At 42.9% G+C, this 25,805-nt stretch carries 26 protein-coding genes; 13 read left to right on the forward strand and 13 right to left on the reverse strand.

Going from position 1 to position 25,805, the window contains the following annotated elements; all coding sequences use genetic code 11:
* Window positions 1-26: 26 nt before the first annotated feature.
* The 3 genes from ACO1R6_RS11040 to ACO1R6_RS11050 are packed head-to-tail and all read right to left on the reverse strand — an operon-like array spanning window position 27 to window position 2,194.
* On the reverse strand, window positions 27-464 hold the full coding sequence (locus ACO1R6_RS11040) for a Dabb family protein (RefSeq protein ID WP_486264725.1): 438 nt from the start codon (window positions 462-464) through the stop codon (window positions 27-29).
* Window positions 465-487: 23 nt separating this feature from the next.
* Complete coding sequence (locus ACO1R6_RS11045) at window positions 488-1,585, reverse strand: ComEC/Rec2 family competence protein (RefSeq protein ID WP_486264727.1); 1,098 nt, start codon at window positions 1,583-1,585, stop codon at window positions 488-490.
* Between the two features lie 18 nt (window positions 1,586-1,603).
* The gene (locus ACO1R6_RS11050; RefSeq protein WP_486264729.1) at window positions 1,604-2,194 is read right to left on the reverse strand and encodes a DUF4202 domain-containing protein; all 591 of its coding nucleotides are present in this window, start codon (window positions 2,192-2,194) and stop codon (window positions 1,604-1,606) included.
* A 180-nt stretch (window positions 2,195-2,374) separates the two neighbouring features.
* Here ACO1R6_RS11050 and ruvC point away from each other — a divergent pair, with 180 nt between their 5' ends.
* The gene (gene ruvC / locus ACO1R6_RS11055; RefSeq protein ID WP_486264730.1) at window positions 2,375-2,944 is read left to right on the forward strand and encodes a crossover junction endodeoxyribonuclease RuvC; all 570 of its coding nucleotides are present in this window, start codon (window positions 2,375-2,377) and stop codon (window positions 2,942-2,944) included.
* A gap of 38 nt (window positions 2,945-2,982) precedes the next feature.
* On the opposite strand, the gene ACO1R6_RS11060 is transcribed toward ruvC, so the two are convergent.
* From ACO1R6_RS11060 to rsmA, 6 genes are all read right to left on the reverse strand, one after another.
* Window positions 2,983-4,125, reverse strand: coding sequence for a sugar phosphate isomerase/epimerase family protein (locus ACO1R6_RS11060; protein ID WP_486264732.1), 1,143 nt, complete (start codon window positions 4,123-4,125; stop codon window positions 2,983-2,985).
* A 112-nt stretch (window positions 4,126-4,237) separates the two neighbouring features.
* The gene (locus ACO1R6_RS11065; protein WP_486264734.1) at window positions 4,238-4,630 is read right to left on the reverse strand and encodes an HIT family protein; all 393 of its coding nucleotides are present in this window, start codon (window positions 4,628-4,630) and stop codon (window positions 4,238-4,240) included.
* A 5-nt stretch (window positions 4,631-4,635) separates the two neighbouring features.
* The gene (gene greA, locus ACO1R6_RS11070) at window positions 4,636-5,109 is read right to left on the reverse strand and encodes a transcription elongation factor GreA (RefSeq protein WP_486264735.1); all 474 of its coding nucleotides are present in this window, start codon (window positions 5,107-5,109) and stop codon (window positions 4,636-4,638) included.
* 309 nt (window positions 5,110-5,418) lie between these two features.
* Entirely contained in the window at window positions 5,419-6,414 is a 996-nt protein-coding gene (locus ACO1R6_RS11075) for an NAD(P)-dependent oxidoreductase (protein ID WP_486264737.1), read from the reverse strand.
* A gap of 14 nt (window positions 6,415-6,428) precedes the next feature.
* Window positions 6,429-7,781 carry a magnesium transporter gene (mgtE, locus tag ACO1R6_RS11080; RefSeq protein ID WP_486264739.1) on the reverse strand — a complete coding sequence of 451 codons (1,353 nt, stop codon included), beginning with the start codon at window positions 7,779-7,781 and terminating at the stop codon, window positions 6,429-6,431.
* A 4-nt stretch (window positions 7,782-7,785) separates the two neighbouring features.
* The gene (rsmA, locus tag ACO1R6_RS11085) at window positions 7,786-8,565 is read right to left on the reverse strand and encodes a 16S rRNA (adenine(1518)-N(6)/adenine(1519)-N(6))-dimethyltransferase RsmA (protein WP_486264741.1); all 780 of its coding nucleotides are present in this window, start codon (window positions 8,563-8,565) and stop codon (window positions 7,786-7,788) included.
* 402 nt (window positions 8,566-8,967) lie between these two features.
* Between rsmA and ACO1R6_RS11090 the strand changes: the two genes are divergently transcribed.
* The 9 genes from ACO1R6_RS11090 (at window position 8,968) to accC (ending at window position 16,941) form a co-directional block, all read left to right on the forward strand.
* Window positions 8,968-10,329, forward strand: coding sequence for a leucyl aminopeptidase family protein (locus ACO1R6_RS11090; protein WP_486264743.1), 1,362 nt, complete (start codon window positions 8,968-8,970; stop codon window positions 10,327-10,329).
* A gap of 50 nt (window positions 10,330-10,379) precedes the next feature.
* A complete protein-coding gene (pdxA, locus tag ACO1R6_RS11095) occupies window positions 10,380-11,402 on the forward strand; it encodes a 4-hydroxythreonine-4-phosphate dehydrogenase PdxA (RefSeq protein WP_486264745.1) in 1,023 nt (340 codons plus the stop codon).
* Window positions 11,403-11,471: 69 nt separating this feature from the next.
* Window positions 11,472-12,017 (forward strand): YceD family protein, encoded by a 546-nt coding sequence (locus ACO1R6_RS11100; RefSeq protein ID WP_486264747.1) that lies wholly within the window; start codon window positions 11,472-11,474, stop codon window positions 12,015-12,017.
* 31 nt (window positions 12,018-12,048) lie between these two features.
* Complete coding sequence (gene rpmF, locus ACO1R6_RS11105; RefSeq protein WP_486264749.1) at window positions 12,049-12,243, forward strand: 50S ribosomal protein L32; 195 nt, start codon at window positions 12,049-12,051, stop codon at window positions 12,241-12,243.
* Between the two features lie 57 nt (window positions 12,244-12,300).
* Window positions 12,301-13,242: a phosphate acyltransferase PlsX gene (gene plsX, locus ACO1R6_RS11110; protein WP_486264750.1), complete on the forward strand. Its 942-nt coding sequence runs from the start codon at window positions 12,301-12,303 to the stop codon at window positions 13,240-13,242.
* 29 nt (window positions 13,243-13,271) lie between these two features.
* Entirely contained in the window at window positions 13,272-14,276 is a 1,005-nt protein-coding gene (locus ACO1R6_RS11115) for a beta-ketoacyl-ACP synthase III (protein ID WP_486264752.1), read from the forward strand.
* 146 nt (window positions 14,277-14,422) lie between these two features.
* Window positions 14,423-14,986: an elongation factor P gene (efp, locus tag ACO1R6_RS11120; RefSeq protein ID WP_486264754.1), complete on the forward strand. Its 564-nt coding sequence runs from the start codon at window positions 14,423-14,425 to the stop codon at window positions 14,984-14,986.
* A 3-nt stretch (window positions 14,987-14,989) separates the two neighbouring features.
* A complete protein-coding gene (gene accB / locus ACO1R6_RS11125) occupies window positions 14,990-15,493 on the forward strand; it encodes an acetyl-CoA carboxylase biotin carboxyl carrier protein (protein ID WP_486264756.1) in 504 nt (167 codons plus the stop codon).
* Between the two features lie 104 nt (window positions 15,494-15,597).
* A complete protein-coding gene (gene accC, locus ACO1R6_RS11130; protein ID WP_486264758.1) occupies window positions 15,598-16,941 on the forward strand; it encodes an acetyl-CoA carboxylase biotin carboxylase subunit in 1,344 nt (447 codons plus the stop codon).
* An 84-nt stretch (window positions 16,942-17,025) separates the two neighbouring features.
* Here accC and ACO1R6_RS11135 read toward each other — a convergent pair whose 3' ends face one another.
* From ACO1R6_RS11135 to ACO1R6_RS11145, 3 genes are all read right to left on the reverse strand, one after another.
* Window positions 17,026-17,604, reverse strand: a complete 579-nt coding sequence (locus ACO1R6_RS11135; protein ID WP_486264760.1) for a DUF3109 family protein — start codon at window positions 17,602-17,604, stop codon at window positions 17,026-17,028.
* A 61-nt stretch (window positions 17,605-17,665) separates the two neighbouring features.
* Window positions 17,666-17,866: a helix-turn-helix transcriptional regulator gene (locus ACO1R6_RS11140; protein ID WP_486264761.1), complete on the reverse strand. Its 201-nt coding sequence runs from the start codon at window positions 17,864-17,866 to the stop codon at window positions 17,666-17,668.
* Window positions 17,850-18,242, reverse strand: a complete 393-nt coding sequence (locus tag ACO1R6_RS11145) for a hypothetical protein (RefSeq protein ID WP_486264763.1) — start codon at window positions 18,240-18,242, stop codon at window positions 17,850-17,852. The genes ACO1R6_RS11140 and ACO1R6_RS11145 overlap by 17 nt, the downstream gene beginning before the upstream one ends.
* A 372-nt stretch (window positions 18,243-18,614) precedes the next feature.
* Here ACO1R6_RS11145 and ACO1R6_RS11150 point away from each other — a divergent pair, with 372 nt between their 5' ends.
* From ACO1R6_RS11150 to ACO1R6_RS11160, 3 genes are all read left to right on the forward strand, one after another.
* The gene (locus ACO1R6_RS11150; protein WP_486264764.1) at window positions 18,615-19,328 is read left to right on the forward strand and encodes a hypothetical protein; all 714 of its coding nucleotides are present in this window, start codon (window positions 18,615-18,617) and stop codon (window positions 19,326-19,328) included.
* A 149-nt stretch (window positions 19,329-19,477) separates the two neighbouring features.
* A complete protein-coding gene (smc, locus tag ACO1R6_RS11155; RefSeq protein ID WP_486264766.1) occupies window positions 19,478-23,005 on the forward strand; it encodes a chromosome segregation protein SMC in 3,528 nt (1,175 codons plus the stop codon).
* Between the two features lie 708 nt (window positions 23,006-23,713).
* A complete protein-coding gene (locus tag ACO1R6_RS11160; protein ID WP_486264768.1) occupies window positions 23,714-24,757 on the forward strand; it encodes a zinc metalloprotease in 1,044 nt (347 codons plus the stop codon).
* A 362-nt stretch (window positions 24,758-25,119) separates the two neighbouring features.
* Here the strand turns inward: ACO1R6_RS11160 and ACO1R6_RS11165 are convergent, their stop codons facing one another.
* Window positions 25,120-25,800 (reverse strand): carbonic anhydrase family protein, encoded by a 681-nt coding sequence (locus ACO1R6_RS11165; protein WP_486264770.1) that lies wholly within the window; start codon window positions 25,798-25,800, stop codon window positions 25,120-25,122.
* Window positions 25,801-25,805 lie beyond the last annotated feature (5 nt).

The raw sequence follows: 25,805 nt of genomic DNA on the forward strand, positions 1-25,805 counted from the left end.
CCTTGCTTTTTATAAGTAATTAAATATTATTTTTGCCCGACAAAATCGATAACCAGCACTTTATCTAAGTGCGGCCCCAATATTTTGCCAAATTCTTTGTGCGCCGGATGCGGTAAATAAAAATCGCGGCCTGCGGCATCTTTAAAGGTTACCAAAAAACAATGGGTATAGCCCTGGGCGTGGTTTTCAGGACTTACGTTGGTTCCCCATTCATAACCCACAATGGTGTTAATTTTGCTCGGCAGCGCCGAAAAAGCTCTTTCTACTTCTTTTATCTGCTCGGGCGTAGAGCTATCTTTAAATTTAAATATTACGACGTGGCGTAATAATCCGACGTTAGAATCCATAATGGTTAAAGGTTGGGAAGGTTTAGCTTTGGTTTTTGGTTGGGTCTGGCCAAAGGCCGCGGTAGTTAAACCGCTTAATAAAAGCGCTGTAAACAACACCTGCAATTTAATTTTCATGAATAAGAGGGGTTTGGTTTTGGTTAACGGTTTAGTTTAGTAGTAAATGTTTTTTCGTGGTTTTTAGCCGGTATGCTTACGGTGTATTTTTTGCCGTCGGGCGCCACGGTAAGTTTTATAAAGTTGGCCTGGCAGTTTTCTTCCAGGTTGGCAATATATTCTTCCTGGGTATTAAATTCGGCATCTTCCCGGATATTTTTATGCACCTGGTATGCCGCCTGAATGGATGGAGTTTGGCGCAACGCAGTAACCGTTTGCGGGCCACAGCCTTTACGCGTACCATTGTTCATGATGCTAACCGTAGGAGCCAGATTTTTAATTAATATCGGGTTATTACTTTGGTCCAGACCATGGTGGTTTACCTGGTAAACATCTACCGTTCCGATTAAATTTTGCGGGCACACCAAGGTTTTTTCAACATTCCAGGTCAGGTCGCCGCCGTCGAAGAAACGAAACGGGCCGTAATCCATAACCAGTACCAGGCTGTTGGCATTATCGGAGGTGTCTTCGGCTTTGGTGGTGGTTTCTGCGCAAGTAGTTCCGGCTTTAACCTGGGCCGCTACCGGTACAAATTTTTTATCGGCCCCTACTACCCGCAGGTTTAAATTGGGTAAGCCTTTGGCTAAACGCTTTAAGTTAATATTTGTGTTGGGCTTAAGCTGGGTCCGCTTTTGTACAGCTATTTGCCTGTAGGGCTTAATATTATCTGCAAAGTTTGCATCTTCCCGTAAATTATCCGGAATACCTTTGTCGTGCAACTCCCCAATGGATATTTGCTGGGCTACTTCGGCCGCGCCGCCATAATGGTCTTTGTGCCAGTGGGTAGTTACCAGATGATCAATTTGTTTCAGGCCGGCTACTTCCCGGGCTACTTTTACAATCCGGTTGGCATCGCGTCCGCCGGGGTTACCCGAATCAATTAGCACCGATTCGCCGGCCGGCGTAACAATTAAAGTGGCAGCTCCGCCTTCCGTATCAATCCAATACATTGTCAGATTAGCCGGAGCGGCCACATCAGTTAAATTATTCTTTTTATGTTGGTGCAATGGTGGCGCAAAACTGGTTAGTAACGCGGCTCCAAGGGTGTAAATTCCGGCCAGAAAAAAGCGCTTGTCTATCATAAATTCTAATTTAATAATTTAAGCTAAAGCTTTGGCTACTAAATCCTGCGCCATAGGCGGCAAATCTAATTGCAGGGCCAACTGCTGGCCTTGCGGCGTCATTTTTACCCAGGTTTTCTGTACAATGTCTATCACCTTTTCTTCGGGATGCTGCTGGGCAAAGGGCAGAAAATAATTTTGCATAAACACCAGGCAAATAATATCTTCCAGAAGTTGTACTTCGGGGTCTATTTTTAACTGACGCTTCTGAACCAGGAACTGCACCCGTTCAATTATTTCAATGGGGTAATTTAATTCAATCAATATTTGGCCGGCAACTTCGGCGTGATACTTTTTTAAACTGTTGCGCCACTTGTTATAACCCTGCACACCCAACGGAAAATCCTGGCGCGAGATGGCCCACCGCCTAATATGCTGGCACCGGACGGCGAGTTGCAGGGCTTCGGATGCGTCGGGTGCTACCTGGTTTAAACACGCGGTCATGCGTTGGGCATACAAAACTTCTTTCGGGTAAGCTTTCCCCTCCCACATTTCAACGTTCGGGTCTTCGCTATTTACTTCATCAAATTTCTTAATGGCCGCTGCAAACCTGGATTTATCCGTAATCATATTATTTATTCTGAATTAGCTGCGTATAAATCATTCATTTATAACACTATGCTTGCTTTGATTTTTACTAAATATTAAGGTTTGCTTAACCTTATAATGCTGTAAAGTTAAAGGTAAACTTTTTCCTTTAAACTTAGTGAATTTTAGAAGCTGCCTTTATGTTCGTAGCTTTGTATTTACATGATTAAATCAACTCCTACCCTTTTAACGGAAAAACTCATTTTGGGCGTGGACCCCGGCACGACTATTATGGGCTACGCTTTAATACAAGTAAGTGGTGCTAAAGTAAAAGTTATTACTTACGATACCATAAACTTAAAAAAGGTAACGAACCACGCGGTTAAATTAAAGCGCATTTTTGATGGTACCTTAGACCTGATAAACCAGTATTTACCCGACGAAATGGCCATTGAGGCGCAGTTTTACTCGAACAACGTGCAATCGATGCTTAAATTAGGCCGTGCCCAGGGCGTGGCCATTGCGGCCGCTTTATCGCGGGATATTCCTTACGTAGAATACGCCCCTAAACGAATAAAACAATCTATAACCGGCAACGGTAACGCTTCTAAAGAACAGGTAGCCAACATGCTGGAACAAACCTTAAAATTACCTTTGTTGCCTAAATTATTTGACGCCACCGATGCCTTGGCCGTAGCGTTGTGCCACCATTACCAAAAAGGTAACAACACACAGGCCGGTACCAAATCCTGGAAAAGCTTCCTGACCGAAAACCCGAATCGGATTAAATAATTACTCAGGTAAACGAGTAATTTTACTCTCTTTTACATTTAGGTAAGCTGGTCCATGGTAACCACGGGAATATCGCGGGTAGTTACTTCGGCTAAAGGTTTTTGCGCTGTATGGTTAAACTGGTAACCCGCCTCGGTAAGCGGCCACAGCATGGGCATTAAAGCGTAAACCGCTCCTTTAAAACCTTGCGTAATGGCTTCTAAATTGCCGGTATCTTTTGAATTTTTAGCTTCATTTTCAATTTCAAAAGGACCGGTAAAACCTTTGGCTTTAATCATATCTACAAAGGCCCGCCAATCCATACTGTCGGAACCACCAAAGCCCGGTAACATGGCTTCGTAATTATGCCGGTCCCAATCGTGGGCCGGAACCGGAACGCCGGCCTTTTCGGCCAAAGCTTTGTCTACGGTTTGCATGGGGTACATACCGCCCCAATACGCACGTACCCGGTTCTGTAAATTACGCGTAGCCTTTACGTGTATACGGTGTAACCTTGTAAAATCGGTTTCCTGCATTACCTCTACTGGGTCTACGTGCTGCCAAACATCGTGCGAGGGATCATATATTTCGCCGTGCGCCAAACTGGGAATAAGGGCATACATGAGCTTACGCGCCGCCAGCACGCCCGTTAAATTATTAAAAGTACCCGTATGAGCAGCCGAACGCCAACCTTCCATGGGGCAATTTTCGTACAGAACGGTTACACCTAAATCCTCGGCGTATTTAATAATTGGCGTAAATACCCGCGCGTATTCTTCCAGGTTTTTCTGAAAACCATATTCCTGATTACCTAATTCGTGGTTATACCCAACAAACGTACCCACCATTACGCCATTGGCATTCCCGCCCAACAAATGTGCAATCCGGATTAGCTTTAATAAATGATCCTGATTTTTGTGCCGTTCCGCTTCCGGACCGCCAATCAGGTTTTCAAAAGCACCCACCGATAATTTTAAACCAGCCGTATTAAACGTTGCTATAGTACGCTTGGCATTGTCTAAAGTAAATTGTTCGTAATCCAGATGCGTAGCCACGTGGTCCTGGCGGGTACCATCGCGGCGGAACACGCATAAGTCAATCCCCTGCACGCCTATAATTTGAGCGCGGGCAATTAAATCCGATAAGGTAAGTTTATCAAAGGCCGAACTCATGAGCCAAATAGGATTGTTAGGTGTTTGCATAAATTATTATCAGCGTAAGTGGTTTTGGTTTTAAATCTATAAAGCCGGGCTAAAATAAAAAAGACCTTACAGATACTTTCTGCAAGGTCTTACTTTTTTTTATTTAAGTTGATTAAAGCTGTTCCCGGATTTTTGCGGCAATATCGGCCATTTCTTCCGAGGAAAATTTTTGTTTTGGTTGGCTAAAGTTCATGTCGTTCATTTGGTTAATCGGAATTAGATGCACGTGCGCATGCGGAACTTCCAAACCAATTACGGCCACACCCACCCGCTTACAGCCGGTAGCTTTTTTAAGCGCAATCGCTACTTTTTTCGCAAATATTTGCATATCGGCCAGTAGCGTATCGTCTAAATCAAAAATATAATCAACCTGCTCTTTCGGAATTACCAAAGTGTGGCCTTTCTGCAACGGAAAAACATCCAGAAAAGCCAGAAAACGATCGTCTTCTACTATTTTTTCGGCCGGAACTTCGCCCCTAACTATTTTGGTGAATATTGAATCCATACCGGTTAACGCGATATTTCCAGAATTTCAAACTTAATTTTGCCGGCCGGTATCGTAATTTCGGCAACATCGCCAACCGATTTGCCCAACAAGCCAGCACCAATCGGCGATTTAACCGATATTCTACCGGCGGCCAAGTTGGCTTCTTCTTCCGAAACCAGGCAGTAGTCCATTACCATGCCGTTGTTCAGGTTTTTAATTTTAACCTTCGATAAAATCAAGGCTTTGCTCATATCCAGATTCGAATCGTCGATGAGCCGGGCATTGCCTACAACTTCTTCGAGTTTAGCTATTTTGAGTTCTAAATGGCCCTGGGCATCTTTGGCCGCATCGTACTCTGCATTTTCACTTAAATCCCCTTTGTCGCGGGCCTCGGCCAGTTGCCTGGCTACTTCAGACCGGCCTTTGGTTTTTAGGTCAGCGAGTTCATCTTTCAACTTCTGCAAACCCTCGGCAGTGTAATAAGAAACTTTTCCCATAATAGTATTATCAGTTATCTAATAGCATGTAAAAATAAAAAGAACGGTCTGTTGCCGACCGTTCTTAACGCAAGATATAAAAATTATCTGAATTTGGTTACATAAGTTTTTTCCGGCTACCTATTCAGATTATTATTTATAACGGAATAATTTGCCTTAGAAATATAGCCCTAATACGAAAATAAAACTTTAAAAGTCGAGATTAATGACTAAAAAGTGTGAATAAGCAGGTAAATTCTACTTTATTATATTACAGCCGTTAACTATTAAATTTAAATAGTTAATGGCACTTCAGTTAACAGAGCTATCTTAAGTAATATTTGCATTGGATGAGGTACTTTGGCTTGAACTAGCACCAGATTTTAGCAGCAAATTTTTTATTTTGTGCACCAATACTTCGTTTATTTTGATGTAAGACTGGTGCGTCCAACCGCCAATGTGCGGCGTTAGAATTACCTGACGCGCCTCAACTAAATAATTAAAGTTTTCTCTTTGTTTCGGGGTTAAGGTAGCCAACTTTTCGTTTTCCAGTACATCCAGGGCGGCTCCTTTAATTTTCCCGGTTTTTAAAAATTGCACCACCGCCGTTTGGTCCAGTACTTCGCCGCGAGCGGTATTGAGCAACCAGATATCTTTCTGAAAACGGTTAAAGAAATCGGCGTTCCCGAAGTGGCGGTTTTCGGGTAAGAAAGGTATATGAAAACTTACTACATCGGCCTGGGCATAAATTTCTTCTAAAGGCACCAGGGTGGCGTACGCATCGGCTGCCAAGCCGTCGTTGCGGTCATAAGCCAAAACCTGGCAACTAAACCCACTTAAACGCCGGGCAAAGGCGCGCCCCATGTGGCCATAACCAATTAAGCCAATGGTTTTGCCCATTATTTCTTCGCCCCGGTTGGCCTCCCGTTGCCAATTATATGCCCGTACTTCATCGTCGGCTTTAACAATATTCCGGAACAAAGCCAGCAGCAAACCCAAAGTAAACTCTCCTACCGCATCGGCGTTGCCTTCGGGCGCATTTAATAAAGCGATTTTTTTGCTGGCCAGGGCAGCTTCATCTATATTATCGACGCCGGCTCCGGCCCGCGCCACAAACTTTAATTTAGTACCGGCAGCAATTATATCGGCCGAGATAAAGATTTTACTGCGCACCATCAGGCCGTTGTATTGCGGTAATATCTCTATTATTTCGGCGGGGGTAATATTGGGGCGATAATCGGGTGTAACACCTATTTCCTGCAGCATCGGTACAATGGTCGGATGCATAAAATCAATAATAAGGCAGTTTAGGGTCGGGGGTGTCATGGTGTAAATAAATATTAAGGCAATAAAAGTAAATGGGCAACTAAAAAATAAACCGCTAAACCAAGTAAATCGTTGGCGGTGGTAATAAACGGGCCGGCCGCTACCGCCGGGTTAATGCCTAAGCGATCGAGAATCATGGGGGTAATGGTACCCATTATAGACGATAACAATACCACACTAAATAAGGCTACCGATACCACAATGGCCAACTTGGTTTCTTCTTTAAACAGGAGGTTAAAACCCATTACCATCGACGAAATTACCACGGCATTGAGTAGCGCTACCAGCAATACTTTTAGTAAACGTTGGGTCAGGTTATCGAATATAACTGATTTACTCGCTAAGGTTTGAATAATAAGCGACGAGGATTGAATGCCTACGTTGCCGCCGGTGGCCGTAATAAGCGGGGTAAACATGGCCATAGCCGGAATAAGGGCAATCTCAGACTCGAATAATTTAATAAACCTGGCCCCCAATAAACCGCCGATCATGGCAATAATGAGCCAGGGCAAACGGGCGCGCGATAACCGGAAAACGCTATCATCTTCTTCTACGTCTTCCGAAATACCCGACATGAGCTGAATATTGGTTTCGGCTTGCTCCTGAATTACGTCTATTACGTCGTCGATGGTAATACGGCCCATTAATTTACCCTGCGAGTCTACTACCGGTATGGCTTCCAGATCGTACTTCTGCATCACGTCTACCACTTCGGTATCTTTGCGGTAGGTTTCAATCGCGATGACATCATCATCGAATAATTCGGCAATGGGCGTGTGATCGTTCGATAAAATCAGGGTTTTCATGGCAATGCGGCCGACCAGCAGGTCACGGTCGTCTACCACATAAATGGCGTATACCTGCTCTACATTTTCGGCTTGCCGCCTGATTTCTTCAATACATTGCCGTACCTGCCAGTTTACGTTTACCTTGATGAGTTCTTTCCCCATTAAACCACCTGCCGAATCTTCTTCGTAGTGCAGAAGGTCAATAATGTCAGCGGCTTTTTCTTCGTTGTCGAGGTACGAAATAATTTCTTCGCGCGATTGTACTTTCTGCTCGTTCAGGATGTCCACGGCATCGTCCGAGTCCATCAGGTTTACGTAGCGGGCTACTTCTTCGCTTGTGAAATTTTTAAGAAAGTTGGTTCGTACATCCGCATCCAGGCCACTTAATATTTCGGCGCCCACTTCCGGGTCCAGCAAATCGAGCACGTATTTAGATTGCTCGGTATTCAGCTCGTACAGCACCGTGGTAATATCGGCCGGATACAAGTCTTCCATACTCGAAATAATAAATTCCGAGTTTTTCTGCTCTACCGCTTCCTCAATCTGTTCTACGTATTCTTTTGTAATCTCAAATGGCATAATCTCAGGTATTCGCTTCTATCAGCCTGGTTAATTCTACAAAATCAGTTACTGATAATTGCTCGGCGCGTTTATTAAATATTTCGGCTTGGGTTACGGCTTCAGGTAATTGGTAGGGCCGCAGGCAATTTCGTAAAGTTTTACGCCTGGTGCCAAAACTTAACTTTACTACTTCAATAAATTTTTTCTCGTTGCAATTAAGCTGTACCGTATCGTTGCGCTCTAACCTGATTACCGCCGATTGCACCTTGGGCGGTGGTTCAAAAACATGCGGCGGCACCGTAAATTTATACTCGATAGTATAATATGCCTGCAGCAGTACACTTAAAATACCGTAAACTTTAGAACCGGGTGGGGCGGCAATCCGTTCGGCTACTTCTTTCTGCAACATGCCCACTACTTCGGTAACCTGGTGCCGGTGATCCAATACTTTAAAAAATATCTGGCTCGAAATATTATACGGGAAATTGCCAATTATACTTAAATGCCCCGGAAAAATGCCGCCTAAATCTGTTTTCAGAAAATCGGCCTGAATTATTTTGCCCCGTAATGCCGGATAATGCTCTTTCAGGTAAACAATAGATTCAGCATCAATATCTATTACGGTCAGTTCTAAGTTTTTTTGCGGGATTAAATATTGGGTAAGTACGCCCATGCCGGGGCCTATTTCCAGTACCTGATGCGTAGCCCGGGGCAACTGCAGCAAACCCACAATATTGCGGGCAATTTCCTGGTCGGCTAAAAAATGTTGACCAAGGTGTTTTTTAGGTCTTACCTTTTGCATGTATATTATTTTAAACCAAGCAGCTTGCTTCGTTCTTATTTAGGTTCTATCCAGAATATTTATTTTACCGGTATAAACTGGTTCGGTTTTATTTTAATGCAAATTACCTGGCTAAATCATTGCCTTTTAATTATTTGTGTTTTTACAACACTTTATCATTATAAGCGTTTGCCAAAAATCTTCTTTATAATTAAGAGTGCTTTAAAACAAAACGCTAAAATTTAGTACCTTTCCGGACCAGGGAATAATTTGATAACATTACGGATTAAAGTCTGCGTAATATTAAAGTTTGTTAAATTGCCGGTTAAAGATACGATTCCTATGCCAACCCAGCTGAAATACGACACAAGATTAAACAAAAATAAAGACACTGCAGTAATAATTGGGCCAGATTTAGCAGAGATGCCCGAGGATTTTAGCCCGGAAGAAAAGGAATATTTACGCCAGCAACTAGGCCAAAAATGCAAATTGTTAGTAATAAACCGCTATACATACCGGCATTATATAGTAGTGGTACCGGCAAAACCCAACGTACACGCCTACCACGAAGAACTCCGGAAAGCCGGCTATACTTTACAAAAACAACTGAAAGAAGATAAAGTAGAGCAAATTCAGATAAGTGATCGGACGTATACCAAAGCATCGCCGTATCTGGCCGAAGGCATTTACCTGAGCAACTACGAATTTATTAAATATAAATCCGAAAATGGTAGCGCCACTACCCTGCACACCATTGTTATTACCGATCAAACCGTTTCGGAGAAAGAAGTACAGGAACTGAACGAAGTACTGGCCGGTGTTTGCCTGGCCCGCGATTTGGTAAATGAGCCGCATAATAATCAATCGGCCGAAATGTTTAGTGAACAGATAGCCGCCATTGGCGATGCCGCCGGTTTTACCACCCAGGTTTTATATCAGTTGCAAATCAGGGCATTAAAAATGGGGGGATTATTAGCCGTAAACCAGGGCAGCCTGGACCCGCCTACCTTTAATATTCTGGAGTGGAAACCCGAAAACCCGCGTAATACTAAACCATATGTATTAGTGGGCAAAGGAGTAGTGTACGATACCGGCGGTTTAAGCCTGAAACCAACACCCAACAGCATGGATTGGATGAAATCGGATATGGCGGGTGCCGCCGCCGTAGTAGGTGCCATGCACGCTTTGGCTAAAAACAAAGTTCCTGTACACGTAATAGGCTTAATACCAGCCACCGATAACCGGCCGGGTGGTCGGGCTTTTGCCCCGGGCGATATAATTACCATGTACAGCGGCAAAACTGTAGAAGTCCTGAACACCGATGCCGAAGGCCGTTTAATATTAGCCGATGCGCTTAGTTTTGCCCAGAAGTACAACCCCGAACTGGTAATAGATTTAGCTACCTTAACCGGCGCAGCAGCCCGGGCGGTTGGCAAAGAAGGATTGGTCATGATGAGCAATGCGCCCGAAGAAATGGTGCAGGCATTTAAGAAAGCCGGTGATAAAGTATACGAACGGTTGGTGGAGTTGCCATTGTGGGAAGAATACCAGAAACAAATAGAATCAGATATAGCAGATATTAAAAATTTAGGCGGGGCCGATGCCGGAGCCATTACGGCCGGCAAATTTTTAGAATATTTTACCAGTTACAACTGGATTCATTTAGATATAGCAGGTACGGCTTATATTCCGGCGGGCGATGGTTACCGGGGTAAAAATGGTACAGGTAGTGGGGTGCGGCTTTTATATCAATTTTTAACGAACCATTCCAACACCAAAGAATAACCGTATTATATATTTGTAGCCGGTTATTCGCCAACTATCAGAACAAACACGTGGAAAATAAAAACAAAATTAAAATTGGCATTAGTATCGGTGATGTAAATGGCATCGGGCCCGAGGTGGTCCTGAAAACCTTAGCCGATAACCGATTGCTCAATTTATGTACGCCCGTCATTTACGGTTCCGGGCCGCTGGTAAATAAATTACGCAAAAGCCTGGGTCTCGAAAATTTTTCTTTTCAGCAATTAAAAACTGCCGAAAACCTGGATTTACGCCGGGTAAATGTAGTGAATGTTTGGGAAGAAGACTTTGAATTAACGCCCGGTAAACCAACGCCGCAATCCGGCAAAGCCGCTTTACAATCTTTAAAAGCTGCCTGTCTGGATCTTAAAACTGGTTTAATAGATGGTTTGGTAACCGCCCCTATCGACAAAGACAATATCCAAACCGATGAATTTAAATTTCCGGGCCATACCGAATTTTTAACTTCTTTTTTTGATGCGCCCGAAAGCTTAATGTTTTTGGTTAGCGACCGCTTGCGGGTAGCCACATTAACCGGTCACATTCCGTTAAAAGAGGTAGTGCACAACCTTACCCCCGAGCTCCTGATAATAAAGCTTACCTTGTTAATAGAATCGCTGCAGAAAGATTTTGGTATTCAGAAACCCCGGGTGGCGGTGTTGGGCTTAAACCCGCACGCCGGCGAAAATGGTTTATTGGGTAAAGAAGAAGCAGAAATTATTATACCGGCTTTGCGGCAGCTTAAAGAAAAAGGCTATTTATTATTTGGTCCTTTCCCGGCTGATGGCTTTTTTGGCACGGGCCATTACCGGCAGGTAGATGCTGTTTTGGCCATGTACCACGACCAAGGTTTAATTCCGTTTAAAACCTTAGCTTTTGAAACGGGTGTTAATTTTACCGCCGGTTTGCCGGTGGTGCGTACCTCCCCCGACCACGGGACCGCTTACGATATTGCTGGTAAAAATCTGGCCAACGAAACCTCTTTCCGGGAAGCCTTATTTCTGGCTTGCGACATAATCCGGAAACGACAAGTTGTACCGGTTTCGCAGTTTTAAATCTTAATGTTTATTTTTTAAATTAAGATAATTTAACTAATTTTGCGCTTTGTTTAGAAAAACCGGATTGTGAAGAAGCTGAACGAATACGATATAAACCTGGTAAAGCTCAAGGATAAAAAACATGAGTATGATTTCCAGTTGCAGGACGATTTTTTTGCCTTATTTGACCATAACCTGGTAAATGGCGGCAATTTAACGGCCCATGTAGTATTAGATAAATCGCCGCTGTTGTTAAACCTGGCTTTTCAGATTAAAGGCGTAGTAAACTTAACCTGCGACCGCAGCCTGGAAAATTTTGATTATCCGGTGGCAATTGAGCAGAATTTGCTCGTAAAATACGGCGAAGAGGAAATGGAATTAGACGAAAATGTTTTGCAAATCACGCACGATACCCAAAACATTAATCTGGCCCAGCACCTGTTCGATTTTATTGGGTTAGCTATTCCGATGAAGAAATTACACCCGCGGTTTGAAGTGGATTATTCTGAGGAAGGCGATATTTTGGTTTATACGACCGCCTCAGGTACTGGCCAGGACGACGAAACGGAAAATGACCCGGACGCCCCCGCTGACCCGCGGTGGGATATATTAAAGAACTTAAGTAAAAATTAAATAAAAAGTAAAGTTTATTAGTAGATAAAAAATGGCACATCCTAAACGTAGAATTTCCAGCACCAGAAGAGATAAAAGAAGAACGCATTACAAATTAAGCGAAAAACAATTAGCGGTTTGCCCAACCACTGATACGGTACACCGTTACCACTATGCTTATGTTGTAGACGGCGATCTGTACCACAAAGGCAAATTAGCTATAAAAAATTATACCTCTGTTGCCTAATACAGCCTTACAACCCGGCTGCCTTTTTCTGAGTGTGTAATTTTTAACCAAATTTTCATGAAAATAGCCCTGGATGCTATGGGCGGCGACTTTGCGCCTGACGCTATTATTGACGGTGCCATTCTGGCTTCTCAAAACTTAAGTGATGATATTACTATTGTACTGGTTGGGAAGAAAGATATTATTAAATCGCATTTAGAAAAAAGGGGCTACAGCTCTACCCGTATTGCTATTGTTCATGCCGAGGAGGTTATCCAAATGGGAGAACATCCCACCAAGGCTTTAACGCAAAAACCCAACTCCAGCATTGGAGTTGGGTATTATTTGCTTAAAACCAGAGAAGTAGATGCCTTTTGTAGTGCTGGTAATACTGGTGCTATGATGGTGGGCGCTATGTTTAGCGTGAAAGCGGTGGAAGGGGTAATCCGGCCTTGTATTGCCAACCTCTTACCTAAGCTCGATGGTAGTACCGGCATTTTTCTGGATGTAGGAGCCAATGCTGATTGCAAACCCGAAGTATTAAATCAATTTGGCGAAATTGGTAATGTTTATGCCAAATATGTACTGGGTATAAATAAACCAAAAGTAGGTTTAATGAACCTGGGCGAAGAAGAAGGAAAAGGAACCGTACTTACCCAGGCTGCTTATCAGCTCTTAAAAGAGAATAAAACTATTAACTTCGTGGGCAATATTGAAGGCCGCGATTTATTTAACGACAGAGCCAACGTAATTGTATGCGATGGTTTTACCGGCAATGTTATTTTAAAAATGGCCGAATCTATTTACGATATTATGGCCAGCAAAAATATTGTCGATCCTTTCTTTAACCGCTTTAACTACGAAGCAGTAGGCGGCAGCCCCATCTTAGGGGTAAATGGCAATGTGGTAATCGGGCATGGTGTATCCAGCCCGGTAGCAACGGCCAACATGCTTAACCTGGCTTCAGACCTGGTAAGAGCGAATATTTTCGAACATTTCAAAGAAATTTATAGCGCCTAAACCATCCGGTTTAGGCTTTTGCTTTTTATATGACCAAAATTACTGCTGCAATTACCGGCGTAAGCGGATACGTTCCAGAGTATGTTTTAACAAACAAAGAACTGGAAACCATGGTAGAAACAAACGATGAATGGATTGTTTCGCGCACCGGTATCCGGGAACGCCGTATTCTGAAAGGCGAAGGCATGGGCACATCTTATATGTGTAACATCGCGGTTAAAGATTTGCTCGCCAAAACCAATACCCGGCCCGAAGAAGTTGATTTACTTATTTGTGCCACCACTACCCCCGATATGGTTTTTCCGGCCACGGCTAACCTTATTTGCCATGCCGTAGGTGCGGTAAATGCTTTTGGGTATGACTTGCAGGCTGCCTGTTCGGGATTTATTTTTGCCCTGGCTACCGGCGCTCATTATATAGAATCTGGCCGGTATAAAAAAGTAATTATTGTGGGCGCCGATAAAATGTCGTCGATAATCAATTATAAAGACCGGACTACCTGTATAATTTTTGGCGACGGTGGTGGCGCTGTAATGTTAGAACCCAATACCGAAGGGTATGGTGTTTTAGACGAAATATTAAAATCTGATGGCTCCGGAGCGGCATTCCTGAACATGAAAGCAGGCGGTAGCCGTTATCCGGCCTCGGCCGACACTATAGCGCGCCAGGAACACTATGTTTTCCAGGAAGGTACTACGGTATTTAAATTTGCCGTAAAGGGCATGGCCGATGTAGCCGCTGAAGTAATGGAGCGGAATAATTTAACCGGCGACGATATTGCCTGGCTAGTACCACACCAGGCCAACAAACGAATTATTGATGCTACCGCCGCACGCATGAATGTGGGCAGCGATAAAGTAATGCTTAACATAGACCGGTACGGCAATACCACCAGTGGTACCATACCCTTGTGTTTGTGGGATTACGAACCTCAGTTAAAAAAAGGCGATAACGTTATACTGGCAGCTTTTGGCGGCGGCTTTACCTGGGGCTCGATTTACATCAAATGGGCTTACGATACCAACCCGGCCTAAACCCATAGTGCCCTAAATGCAGATTTAGGGCTTTTTTATCTTATACCTATCCGGTTAAAATAATCTTGTCCGGTATGGGTAGTTTTTTACCTTTGTATTAGTTCAAATTTTCGCTACCAAATATCAGTTTATAATTAAAACCCATAATGGCAACTACTGCGGATTTTAAAAATGGTTTATGCCTGGAATATAACAACGATTTATATGTTATAACCGAATTTCAGCACGTTAAACCGGGCAAAGGCCCCGCCTTTGTAAGAACAAAATTAAAAAATATTAAAACCGGGAAAGTAATTGATAACACCTTTAACGCCGGCGTTAAAATTACCACTGCCCGCGTAGAACAACGGCCGCACCAGTTTTTATTTAAAGACGAATTTGGGTACACCTTTATGGATACCAATACTTTTGAACAAGTAGTGTTGGAAGAACGGATGGTGCCTTTTGCCGATTTACTTAAAGATGGCCAGGAAGTAACCATTTTGTTTCATGCCGAAACAGAAACGCCGCTTACCTGTGAAATACCGCCATTTGTAGAACTCAGAATTACTTATACGGAGCCAGGCATAAAAGGCGATACGGCTACCAACGCTTCTAAAGCCGCCATTGTAGAAACCGGGGCCACTATTCAGGTGCCGCTCTTTATCGAACAGGACGAATTGATTAAAGTAGATACACGTACATATACGTACGCCGAACGTGTTAAATAGGATATGAAACCAAAAGAACTACAAGAACTAATCGACTTTATTGCCAAATCTGGCCTGAATAAAGTTGACATAGAAACGGAAGAATTTAAATTATCGGTAAAGCGCGACGCGGATACGCCTAAAATCCGTTACGTATCGGAAGCGCCAACCGCAATGGCTCCGGCTCCAGCGGCTCAGGCCCATACGGCCTTAAATATGGTAAGCGACCCAGCCAGCATTACGGCCCCGGCCACACCTAAACCGGCAGCTACCACCGATGAAAGCCGGTATGTAACCATTAAAGCTCCTATGATTGGTACCCTTTATCAGTCTTCTTCTCCAGATTCGGCACCTTTCGTAAATGTGGGCGATGAAATCCAGAAGGGCCAGGTTATTTGCATTATTGAAGCCATGAAACTCTTTAATGAAATTGAATCGGAGGTTTCGGGTAAATTAGTTAAAATATTGGTAGATAATGCATCACCGGTAGAATACGACCAGCCATTGTTCTTGGTAGACCCAAGCTAATTAATTATGAATTAAAAATTAAAAATGCTGCAAGGCGAAGGCATTGGGCATTTTTGAAGATTTCAATTTTTAATTTCTAATTTTTAATTTCTAATTCTAAATCTGTGTTCAAAAAAATATTAGTAGCTAACCGCGGCGAGATTGCCCTCCGGATTATCCGGACCTGCAAGGAAATGGGCATTAAAACGGTTGCTGTTTATTCTACGGCCGATAAAGAAAGTTTACACGTGCGCTTCGCCGACGAAGCGGTTTGTATCGGACCGCCGCCCAGCGCTTCTTCTTACCTGAATATTCCAACCATTATTTCGGCTGCCGAAATAACCAACGCCGACGCCATACACCCGGGTTACGGCTTTCTATCGGAAAATGCCGATTTTTCGCGCATTTGCCAGGAAAATGGTATAAAATTTATTGGTGCCACCCCCGAAATGATCAACGCCATGGGCGATAAATCATCGGCCAAAGCAACCATGAAAAAAGCGGGGGTACCCACCATACCGGGCTCCGAGGGCTTATTAAAATCGGTGGAAGAAGGCATAAAAATTGCGAACAAAATTAAATACCCGGTAATTATTAAAGCTACGGCTGGTGGTGGTGGCCGCGGTATGCGCATTATCAATTCAGACGATGAGTTTGAAAAGGCTTGGAACAGTGCCCGTACCGAAGCCAAAGCAGCTTTCGGCGACGATGGCATGTACCTGGAAAAGTTTGTAGAAGAGCCCCGCCACATAGAAATTCAGTTAGTAGGCGACCAGTTTGGCAAAGCCTGTCATTTATCAGAACGCGATTGCAGTATTCAGCGTCGGCACCAGAAATTAATTGAAGAAACCCCCTCTCCTTTCATCGACGATAAACTACGCGATGCTATGGGTAAAGCGGCAGTTTCCGGCGCCAATGCTATACAGTACGAAGGTGTTGGTACCATTGAGTTTCTGGTCGATAAAAACAAGGACTTCTACTTTATGGAAATGAATACGCGTATTCAGGTAGAACACCCCATTACGGAAGAAGTAATTAATTACGACTTAATAAAAGAGCAAATTAAAGTGGCGGCCGGGGTGCCTATTACGGGTAAAAATTATTACCCGCAAATGCATGCCATAGAATGCCGGATTAATGCCGAGGATCCTGGCAATGGTTTTAGACCGTCGCCGGGTAAAATAACCACGTTGCATATACCGGGTGGTCATGGCGTACGGGTAGATACCCACGTGTATGCCGGCTACACCATTCCGCCCAATTACGACTCTATGATTGCTAAATTAATTGTTTGTGCCCAAACCCGCGAAGAAGCTATTGTTAAAATGAAGCGGGCTTTAAGCGAATTTGTAGTTGAAGGCGTAAAAACCACTATTCCGTTCCACCTGAAAATGATGGATGATGAAAATTTTAAATCCGGTAACTTTACCACCAAGTACCTGGATACTTACGACTTTAGTAATTTATAAATAAGCCAAACTGTTAACAAAAAAGCCCCGGAATAATTCGGGGCTTTTTGTTAAGCTAACTGTATACTTTTTAATAATTACGCTTCAGGATTTTACTTTTTCTTCTTCGGCAATTATTTCCTCCAGTTCCTGGTACCATTCTGAACCGTATTTCCGGATTAATGGCTCCCGCAAAAATCTATAGACCGGCACCCCTAATTCCGCCCCAAAACTACAAGCCGGGCTGCAGATCTGCCATTTATCGTAGTTTAAAGCTTCAAAGCCATCGTATTTTGTAATCCGGATAGGATATAAGTGGCAGGAAATCGGTTTTTTCCAGGAAATCTTTCCATCGAGGTAAGCCTGCTCTATGCCGCATTTTAAGGTCAGGTTTTCATCATAAATAGCGTAGGCGCACTCGCGGTTGCCAATGGTAGTTGTAGAATAATCGTCTTCCCAATCCTTTATGTACAGTCCTTGTTCTTCTATGGCTTTAAGCCCTTCGGCAGAGAGGTACGGTTTAATATGCTCGTAATTATCCTGTAGTATTTGTAGCTCTTCTTCCGCTAGAGGTGCTCCTAAATCCCCTTCCACGCAACAGGCACCTTTGCATTTCTCCAGGTTACAAACAAAAAATTTATCTTTCACGTCATCGCTAATGACGGTGTGTTGCAGTACAATCATACTTTAATATTTAAAAGCAATACAAAAGTACGGTTAATTAAGTTCTCGCCCCAATAAAGGCTTAATCAGTATCTTCTAATATAAATATTTCTTCTACAGACTTGGCAAATATCCGCCCTATTTTAAGTGCCAGCAAGGTAGAAGGCACGTATTTATTAGCTTCCATGGCATTAATGGTTTGCCGGCTAACCCCAATTAGTTTAGCTAAATCTTCCTGGGTATAATTCCGGATAGCCCTTTCTACCTTAAGCGTATTCTTCATAATGGGTTACTTTAGCGTTGCGGGCAAGTACAAAATTAAACCGAAGCAGGAAAATTAATAAAACCGTTACCAGGTTAAACTGCATCACTATTAAAAACGGCGAGCCATAAATAAACATAGTGGCCACTATGAGTAAGCCAAAATTAAAATAGGTTGCCCACAATAAAGACTCCAGCCGGATTTTAGTGATATATTCATCTTCAATTTTTTCGCGGGAGCAGGTAACCATTAGGGCGCCTAATACTGTCAGAATAAGCAATAATTCATCTGTTATATCATTTGTGGTCCAGGTAAAACCTTTTTCGCCCATAAACCCACCTTCTATGGTATTAAAAACCGGAATAATTAATTCGGGTAATGGTAATATCTCTAGCATTTTGAGCAATCCAAGGATAACGGCGGGGATCAAAATAACCCATCCAACTTTCTTAAAGGAATGGGGAAATAAATAACGAGTTCTCATAAATAGGTTGTTTTTACATTGTATGCAAATGTAAAGTATTTTTTACACGAAAGTCAAGTTTATTTTACAATTTGTAAAAAATATTTTTCTTAAAGTAAAATTAATCTGTCATGTACACGCATAAGACCACATTAAATAAAAGTTCTTGATTATACAGGGTTGCCAGATAGTAACATGTAAGCGGGTGATTTCGTCTAAAGGCAAAAGCATAAAGCATTCTAAGAAAGTTAAGGTTTGTATTTGCTACTAAACTTGATTAAATTATTGGACCTAAATACGTGATTTATGAAAAACCTTGAACCTAACTGGCTGACAAATGGCCTGATAGATTTTGAGTATAAAAAATATCTGTTGCTTGCTTACCTGGAAGGCGTAAAAGAAGAATTTGCCCATAAACGCTTGTACCCCGTGTTCTCTGACCTAATCATGCACTACAATAACCTGGTGCAGGTAAAAGAGCACAAAAAGCTCGTTTACGAAAAGTTTCCGCAACGTATTAGCCGCGCTGATTTTAATAAACTTGAAATCGTGTATCAGAAAATTGTGGAAGACGATGAGACCATGCGCGAAATTGAAGAAATTGTGCAGTTTGCCGCGCCCCGCTTCGACCACGTTTTGCAAAATGGCCGCGAAGTATACGATTTTATAGAAAGCCATCTGGAAATTAGCCCAGTAGGTATAACACCGCTTTACCGCGATGCCGGTTACTTTTTCCTGGATGAGTATCCGGGTAAGGAAACCCGCGTTTACGAGTACCAGATGACCATATTTCAGAATACTTACGAAACCTACCGCGGCATAAATACCCGCCACATAGATACTGTACGCCGCGGCTTGACCAATACCTACGAAAACATGAAAGTAAGTTTGGTACGCCGCCACAAGCATCTACCCAATCCGGCTACGTTTGTTATTTTGGCAAAAGTATCATGCCCCTTCGACCAATCGCTGTTGCCCATTGCCAAGCGCAGTTTAGTAAAATACGTGAGCACTCTGTAGAATTGAAGTAGTTAGATGGGCCGCCATAATATAATCTTAAAGCCAACGGGCTACATTTTACTATTGTTTACTTACCGGCCCAAGGGTTAGGCACTGTAAACTAAATAATGTATTTTTGTCGTTAAGTTGGTAAGTTCTGCTCCAGATTAATGCAAGTATCCAGATTAGAGATTAAAGGTTTTAAAAGCTTCGGCGATAAAGTAGTAATTAATTTCGACGAAGGTATTACCGGAATTGTTGGCCCCAATGGCTGTGGTAAATCGAATATAGTTGATGCCATCCGGTGGGTGCTCGGCGAACAAAAGACCCGTAATTTACGCTCCGATAAAATGGAGAACGTAATATTTAATGGTTCTAAAAACCGCAAGCCCCAGCAATTAGCCGAAGTATCTATTACATTTAACAATACCAAAGGAATATTGCCCAGTGCTTACTCCGAGGTAATTGTTACCCGCAAATATTTCCGGAACGGCGATAGCGAATACCAGCTAAACGGCGTACCCTGCCGGTTAAAAGATATTAACGAATTATTTCTGGATACCGGCATTGGCTCGGATAGCTACGCTATTATTGAGCTGAAAATGGTAGACGAAATCCTGAACGACAAAGAAAACTCCCGCCGTTTATTATTTGAAGAAGCCGCCGGGGTTTCTAAGTTTAAAGTGCGCAAAAAGCAAACCCTGCGCAAGCTGGAAGAAACCGACGCCGACCTGGAACGGTTGGAAGACGTATTATTCGAAATTCAGAAAAACTTAAAATCGCTGGAGCGGCAGGCCAAATTGTGCGAAAAATTTTTCAGCCTGAAAGAAGAGCACAAAACTTTAAGTTTAGAATTTGCCCGCCGGAATATAGCCCACCACCTTACCAGCTTAACTACTTTAGAAAATAATTTACAGGCCGAAACCGAGCTTAAGAAAAACCTGGCCCAAAACCTGGACGGTTTAGAAGAAGAACTGGCCGAGCAAAAAACGCAGGTAAACTCCTTGCAGGAACACCTGGCGGCTCAGCAAAAAGTAGCCAACGGAAAAACGTACCACATCCGACAGCTCGAAAACGAGATAAAGTTAAAGTCGGAGCGGACCAATTACCTGAAAGAACGCATTGGGTTATTGCGGCAGCAGATTAGCCAGGACAACATGGCGCTGGAACAAACCCAGGAAACCATATTGCACCTCGAAAACGATATTTTTACGGTACAACAGCAATACGTTGAGTCGGAGCAGCAGGTAAATTTATTGCGCCAGGAAATAAACCAGGCCAATGATCATAAATCTGATCTGCAGAAGTCTTTGGGCGAGGTACAAAACCAGCAACGGGAAAAACAACACGGTTTGTACCAGTTGCGGCAAGCCATTGAAGTAACCCAGGTGCAGATTGTAAATTTAACATCAGAACTGGAACGTTTAACCCAGCACAAGCAAAACGAAGCCGAAGACGAAGAAAAGTTTCTGGCCAGTATGGCCGAGTTGCAGGAGGTACTTGGCGACCGCCAAAGCCATTTAGAACAATTGCAGCAAGCCGAAGCCGATTTACGCAACCGCCTGGAAGCTACCGAAAATGAATTGCAGCAAACCCGCGCCGAATTAACCGAGCTTAACCGGAAAATAGACGCCAAAAGAAACCAGTACCACTTAACGAAATCGTTGGTAGATAATCTGGAAGGTTTTCCGGATGCGATTAAATTTTTATACAAATCTAAAAACTGGGAAAAACCAGCTCCGCTCCTCTCCGATTTAATTGTTTGCGAGCAAGAATATAAATCTTTGATCGAAAGCTTTCTGGAGCCCTACATGAATTTTTTTGTGGTAGATACCACCGAAGATGCGGTAGAAGCCATTTTGCTTTTAAATAACCAGAATAAAGGACGCGCTAATTTTATTGTTTTAGCCGAATTGGAAGATTTGGATGCGCGCCCTACCGTTTCTACTGCCAAGTTAAAAGCCGCTTACGAAGTAGTTCAGTCCGGCGAAAAATACCAGCAATTGCTACGGTACATGTTGCAGGATGTATTCATATCGCAGGAACTCCCCCCCGATTTTTTTAGCGGCGACCACCGGACGTTTATTTTACGCGATGGTTCGGTAATTAAAAAACCTTTGAGTATTTCGGGCGGCTCAGTCGGTCTTTTCGATGGTAACCGCATTGGCCGAAAGCAAAACCTGGAAAACCTGGCACAGGAACTGGAAGCATTGGTTAAATCGGCCGAAACGTTGAAAATCAAAATTAACACCCAGCAACTGGTAATCCAAAACCTGAAACAGGAAACCCAGCAAGAAGCCATTAAAGAAATGGAACGTCTGATTGCCGGGCACCAGCAAGAATTAATGGGTTTGCGCATCCGGCACGAACAACATAATATGCTGCGGCAAAACAGCCAGAACAAAGAAGCCGAACTGACCGAACGCCTGGAAGATTTGCGCTACAAAAGTTACGAATTGGTGCCCCAAGCCGAAATGCAGCAACAAGATTTACTGCGTTTAGAATCGGAAGTAAATTCTTTTCAGGAATTACTGGTTCGCCACCAGGATTCTATCCAGCAAATAAACCAGGTTTTTAATGAAGAAAATATCAAATACCACCAGCTTAAAAACCGCCTGGCCAGTTTACAGCAAGAAATTAATTACCGGCAAAAATCTTTAGAAACAGGCCGGCAGCGCTTACAAGCCGAACAAGATGAACTAGGCCGCGCCGAAGACGAAATAATGGCAGCCGAAGAATTTGTGCTGGACAACCAGGATAACCTGGATGCATTATTGGCTGACCGGAATATTTTAACCCAGGAGCTGGATAAACTCGAAAAAGATTTCTTTACCTTACACGGCGACATCGATACGAAAGACAAGCACATCCGGGAGTTGCAACGCAAACGCCAAAACGCCGATGAAATATTAATTTCGATGCAGCAGGCTTTATCCGAAACGCAAATTAAACTAGTTGCTATTCGGGAGCGCCTGGCGGCGGAGTTTAACATCAGCGAAGCCGACTTTGCCAATTTACCAGTGCAACCCCTGGAACTGACCAACGAAGAGTTAAGCGCACAGGTAAGCAGCATTAAAACCCGCCTCGATAACATGGGTCCGGTAAACCCCATGGCCGCCGAAGCTTACGAAGAAATTAGCCAGCGCGATAAATTTATTAAAGAGCAAAAAGCTGATTTAATAAACGCTAAAAATGCGCTGCTGCAAACCATTAGCGAAATAGATACGGTTGCCAAAGAGAAGTTTTTGGAAGCCTTTGAGATGATCAAAGAAAACTTTACCCGCGTTTTCCGGTCGCTTTTCTCCGACGAAGATACTTGCGATTTAATTATTTTGGACCGGGAAAACCCATTGGAATCTAAAATAGAGATTATGGCCCGGCCCAAAGGCAAGCGGCCGCTTACCATAAACCAGCTTTCGGGTGGCGAAAAAACGTTAACCGCTATTTCGTTACTGTTTGCCATTTATTTACTTAAACCGGCACCGTTCTGTATTTTCGACGAGGTAGATGCACCGCTCGATGATGCCAATATTGACAAGTTCAACAACATTGTTAAAACTTTCTCCGGCGACTCGCAATTTATTGTAGTAACCCACAACAAACGCACCATGGCTTCTACCGATGTAATTTATGGTATTACCATGTTAGAGCCCGGTGTTTCCAGGGTAATTCCAGTTGATTTAAGACAATTAGCTTAAATTTATTTTATTAAACTACCTCCTAATTTTAAGAGCCGGCAATAGCAATTATGCTTATTCTGCCGGCTTTTAATATTTATTGTCGCTTTAAATAATTTTATACCAAATAGTAAATAGTAAAAAGTGTATTCCATAGCAGCCTGGCAAATAGCTTCCCCAATCGGTCATTCCAAAAGAATCTTCTGCGTGGGATAGATAAACAGGTAGTAAACAGAACGCTGAATTTGCCTGTGACGCTTTCCAGGCATAAGATTCCCGCCGGGAATGACTGGTGGGAAGGGAACAAATTGTATTTCCCTTATAGAAGTTATTTTATACTATCCGGTATAACTTATAAAAAATTTAGCATTGCCTCTCATCAGTATACATAATTAAAATCCGGGCTCTAGACACTTTATCTTAAACAAATTTTAACCTTCTTATCTGGTTAACCGGCAACCGCAGATTACTTATAGTTTACTCTCTTAATTTTTTAAGCGCAATAAGTTACTTAATATTCAATCACGATGCAGGTAATTAAAAGGTAATATCCTAATAATTAAGTTATTATTATGCCTGCATAAATATTGTAAAAATCATATTTATATATTCTTAAACAGGCTGTTCTCATGTATTTACAAAAAATAGTATAAATAATTTAAAATTTTGTTTGACATTTCGTTTTTTACACTTATTTTTCTACAAACATTCAAACAATCCTTCAATTTTATGAATAGAATTTACAAAACCCTTTGCGTGACCATGCCTTTGGCCTTTCTTTTTGGTTGTTCGGCCGATAAGTCGGTAGAAGAAACTTTCTCGGCTTCTACTTTTTCTGATGCTCAAGGTGTGGTGGAAAGATGCGCCAGTATGAAAGTTTTTGAGGAAAAGCTAAAAGAGAATCCGGGCCTCATTAAAAAGATGGAAGCCATTGAGGCGCATACCCGCAAATTTGAGCAAAGCCTGAGAACCATTAATAACAAAAAGCCGGGAACTGGTGGCGGCGGTACTGATGGCGGAACGCCCGTAGAAGGCGATCAAGCTATCAATATTCCGGTAATTGTAAATGTTATTTACAACGTAAACGATACCAGAGAAAACATCAGCGATGCGCAAATACAATCGCAGATTAATGTTTTAACGGCCGATTTTACCAAAGCCAATGGTGATATTTTTAAAACTGCGGCTTTCGACGATTTGAAAAGTGATATGAATATAACATTTACACTTAAAGCTGTAAACCGGAAAAGCTCTACTAAAACTTCCTGGGGCACCCGCGATGCCATGAAAAGCAGCCGCCAAGGAGGTATAGACCCCACTGATCCGGCACATAATTTAAATATTTGGGTGTGTAATATTGGGGGTGGTATTTTAGGTTATGCGCAATTCCCCGGTGGTTCACTTAGCACCGATGGCGTAGTTATTGGTCCGCAATATTTCGGTAATACTGGTTATTTATCGGCTCCGTATAATTTAGGCCGTACTGCTACGCACGAGGTGGGTCACTGGTTAAATCTGCGCCATATCTGGGGCGATGCTACCTGCGGATCTGATTTGGTAAACGATACCCCTACCCACAATACTGCTAATTATGGTTGCCCCGAAGCCGGACACCGCAGCACTTGCGCGGGTACGCCAATCGAAATGACCATGAACTACATGGACTACACCGACGACGCTTGTATGTATATGTTCTCAGTGGGTCAGAAAACCCGTGCCCGGGCGGTATTTGCCAGCGGTGGCCCACGCAGTACTTTTGTAGTAACCCAATAAATTTAAAGTCTAATTTTTATTCAGACGTTAAATCTTAAAACAGCCCTCTCCGGAGGGCTGTTTTGGTTTATAGCCTATTCATTTTGCTTGGCCAAAATGAATAGGCTCTTGCCAATGGCTTTTAATATAGAAAATAAAAAAAAGAACCTGGCTTTAGAGCCACCGCTCCCATCGATGCAAACCAAGCAGTCTCGTTAAAATGCTACGCTTTACTATAGTTTTAATAGCCTGAACTTGCCGGCAGCATTATTACATTCGTAAACCAGCGCAGCCAAAAATATTGATATAAAAAAGCAGGCGCGATATAAATCAACGCCTGCTTTAACTAACTATTCATTAAACCCCAAAATCACACAAACAGTTTAGCTCTTTAGGACCTCTGCCTGGACTTCATTTAAAACCAGCTCTTGCTCCAGAGCATCTTCATAAAACTGAACCTGGCCGGTTTCCACATCGTACATGCCGCCTACTATTTTAATTTGTCCGGCGCGTTCCATCTCAACCAAAATATCACTCTCTTTCCGGATGCGTTGCAAGGTAAGGTGCACGTTGTTTTCCGATACATGCTGCACAAACTCCGGATTTTTACCGGTGCGTTCAGTAGTAGTTTGGGTTTCAGAATCTATAGCCGGCTTTACTTTGCTCAACAAGGTGGTTAAATTACCCAGTTCAACCTGGTTACAAGCGCCTACAATGGCTCCGCATTTGGTATGGCCCAGCACAACCAGCAATTTAGAACCGGCTACTTTACAGGCAAACTCCATGCTACCCAATATATCTTCGTTTAAAATATTACCCGCAATCCGGATACTGAAAATATCGCCTAACCCTTGGTCAAAGATTAATTCGGCCGAAGTTCTGGAATCGATACAACTCAAAATAGTAGCAAAAGGAAACTGGCCGGTAGCGGTTTCGTTTACCTGCTGCAGCAAATTCCGATTGGCCTTTAAATTATTCATAAAGCGCTCGTTTCCTTCTTTCAGGAATTGAATGGCCATATCGGGCGTTAAACCATTCTGCGTTTCTTTTGTGTGTGTTCTCATATCTA

This window comes from Adhaeribacter sp. (assembly GCF_057359045.1).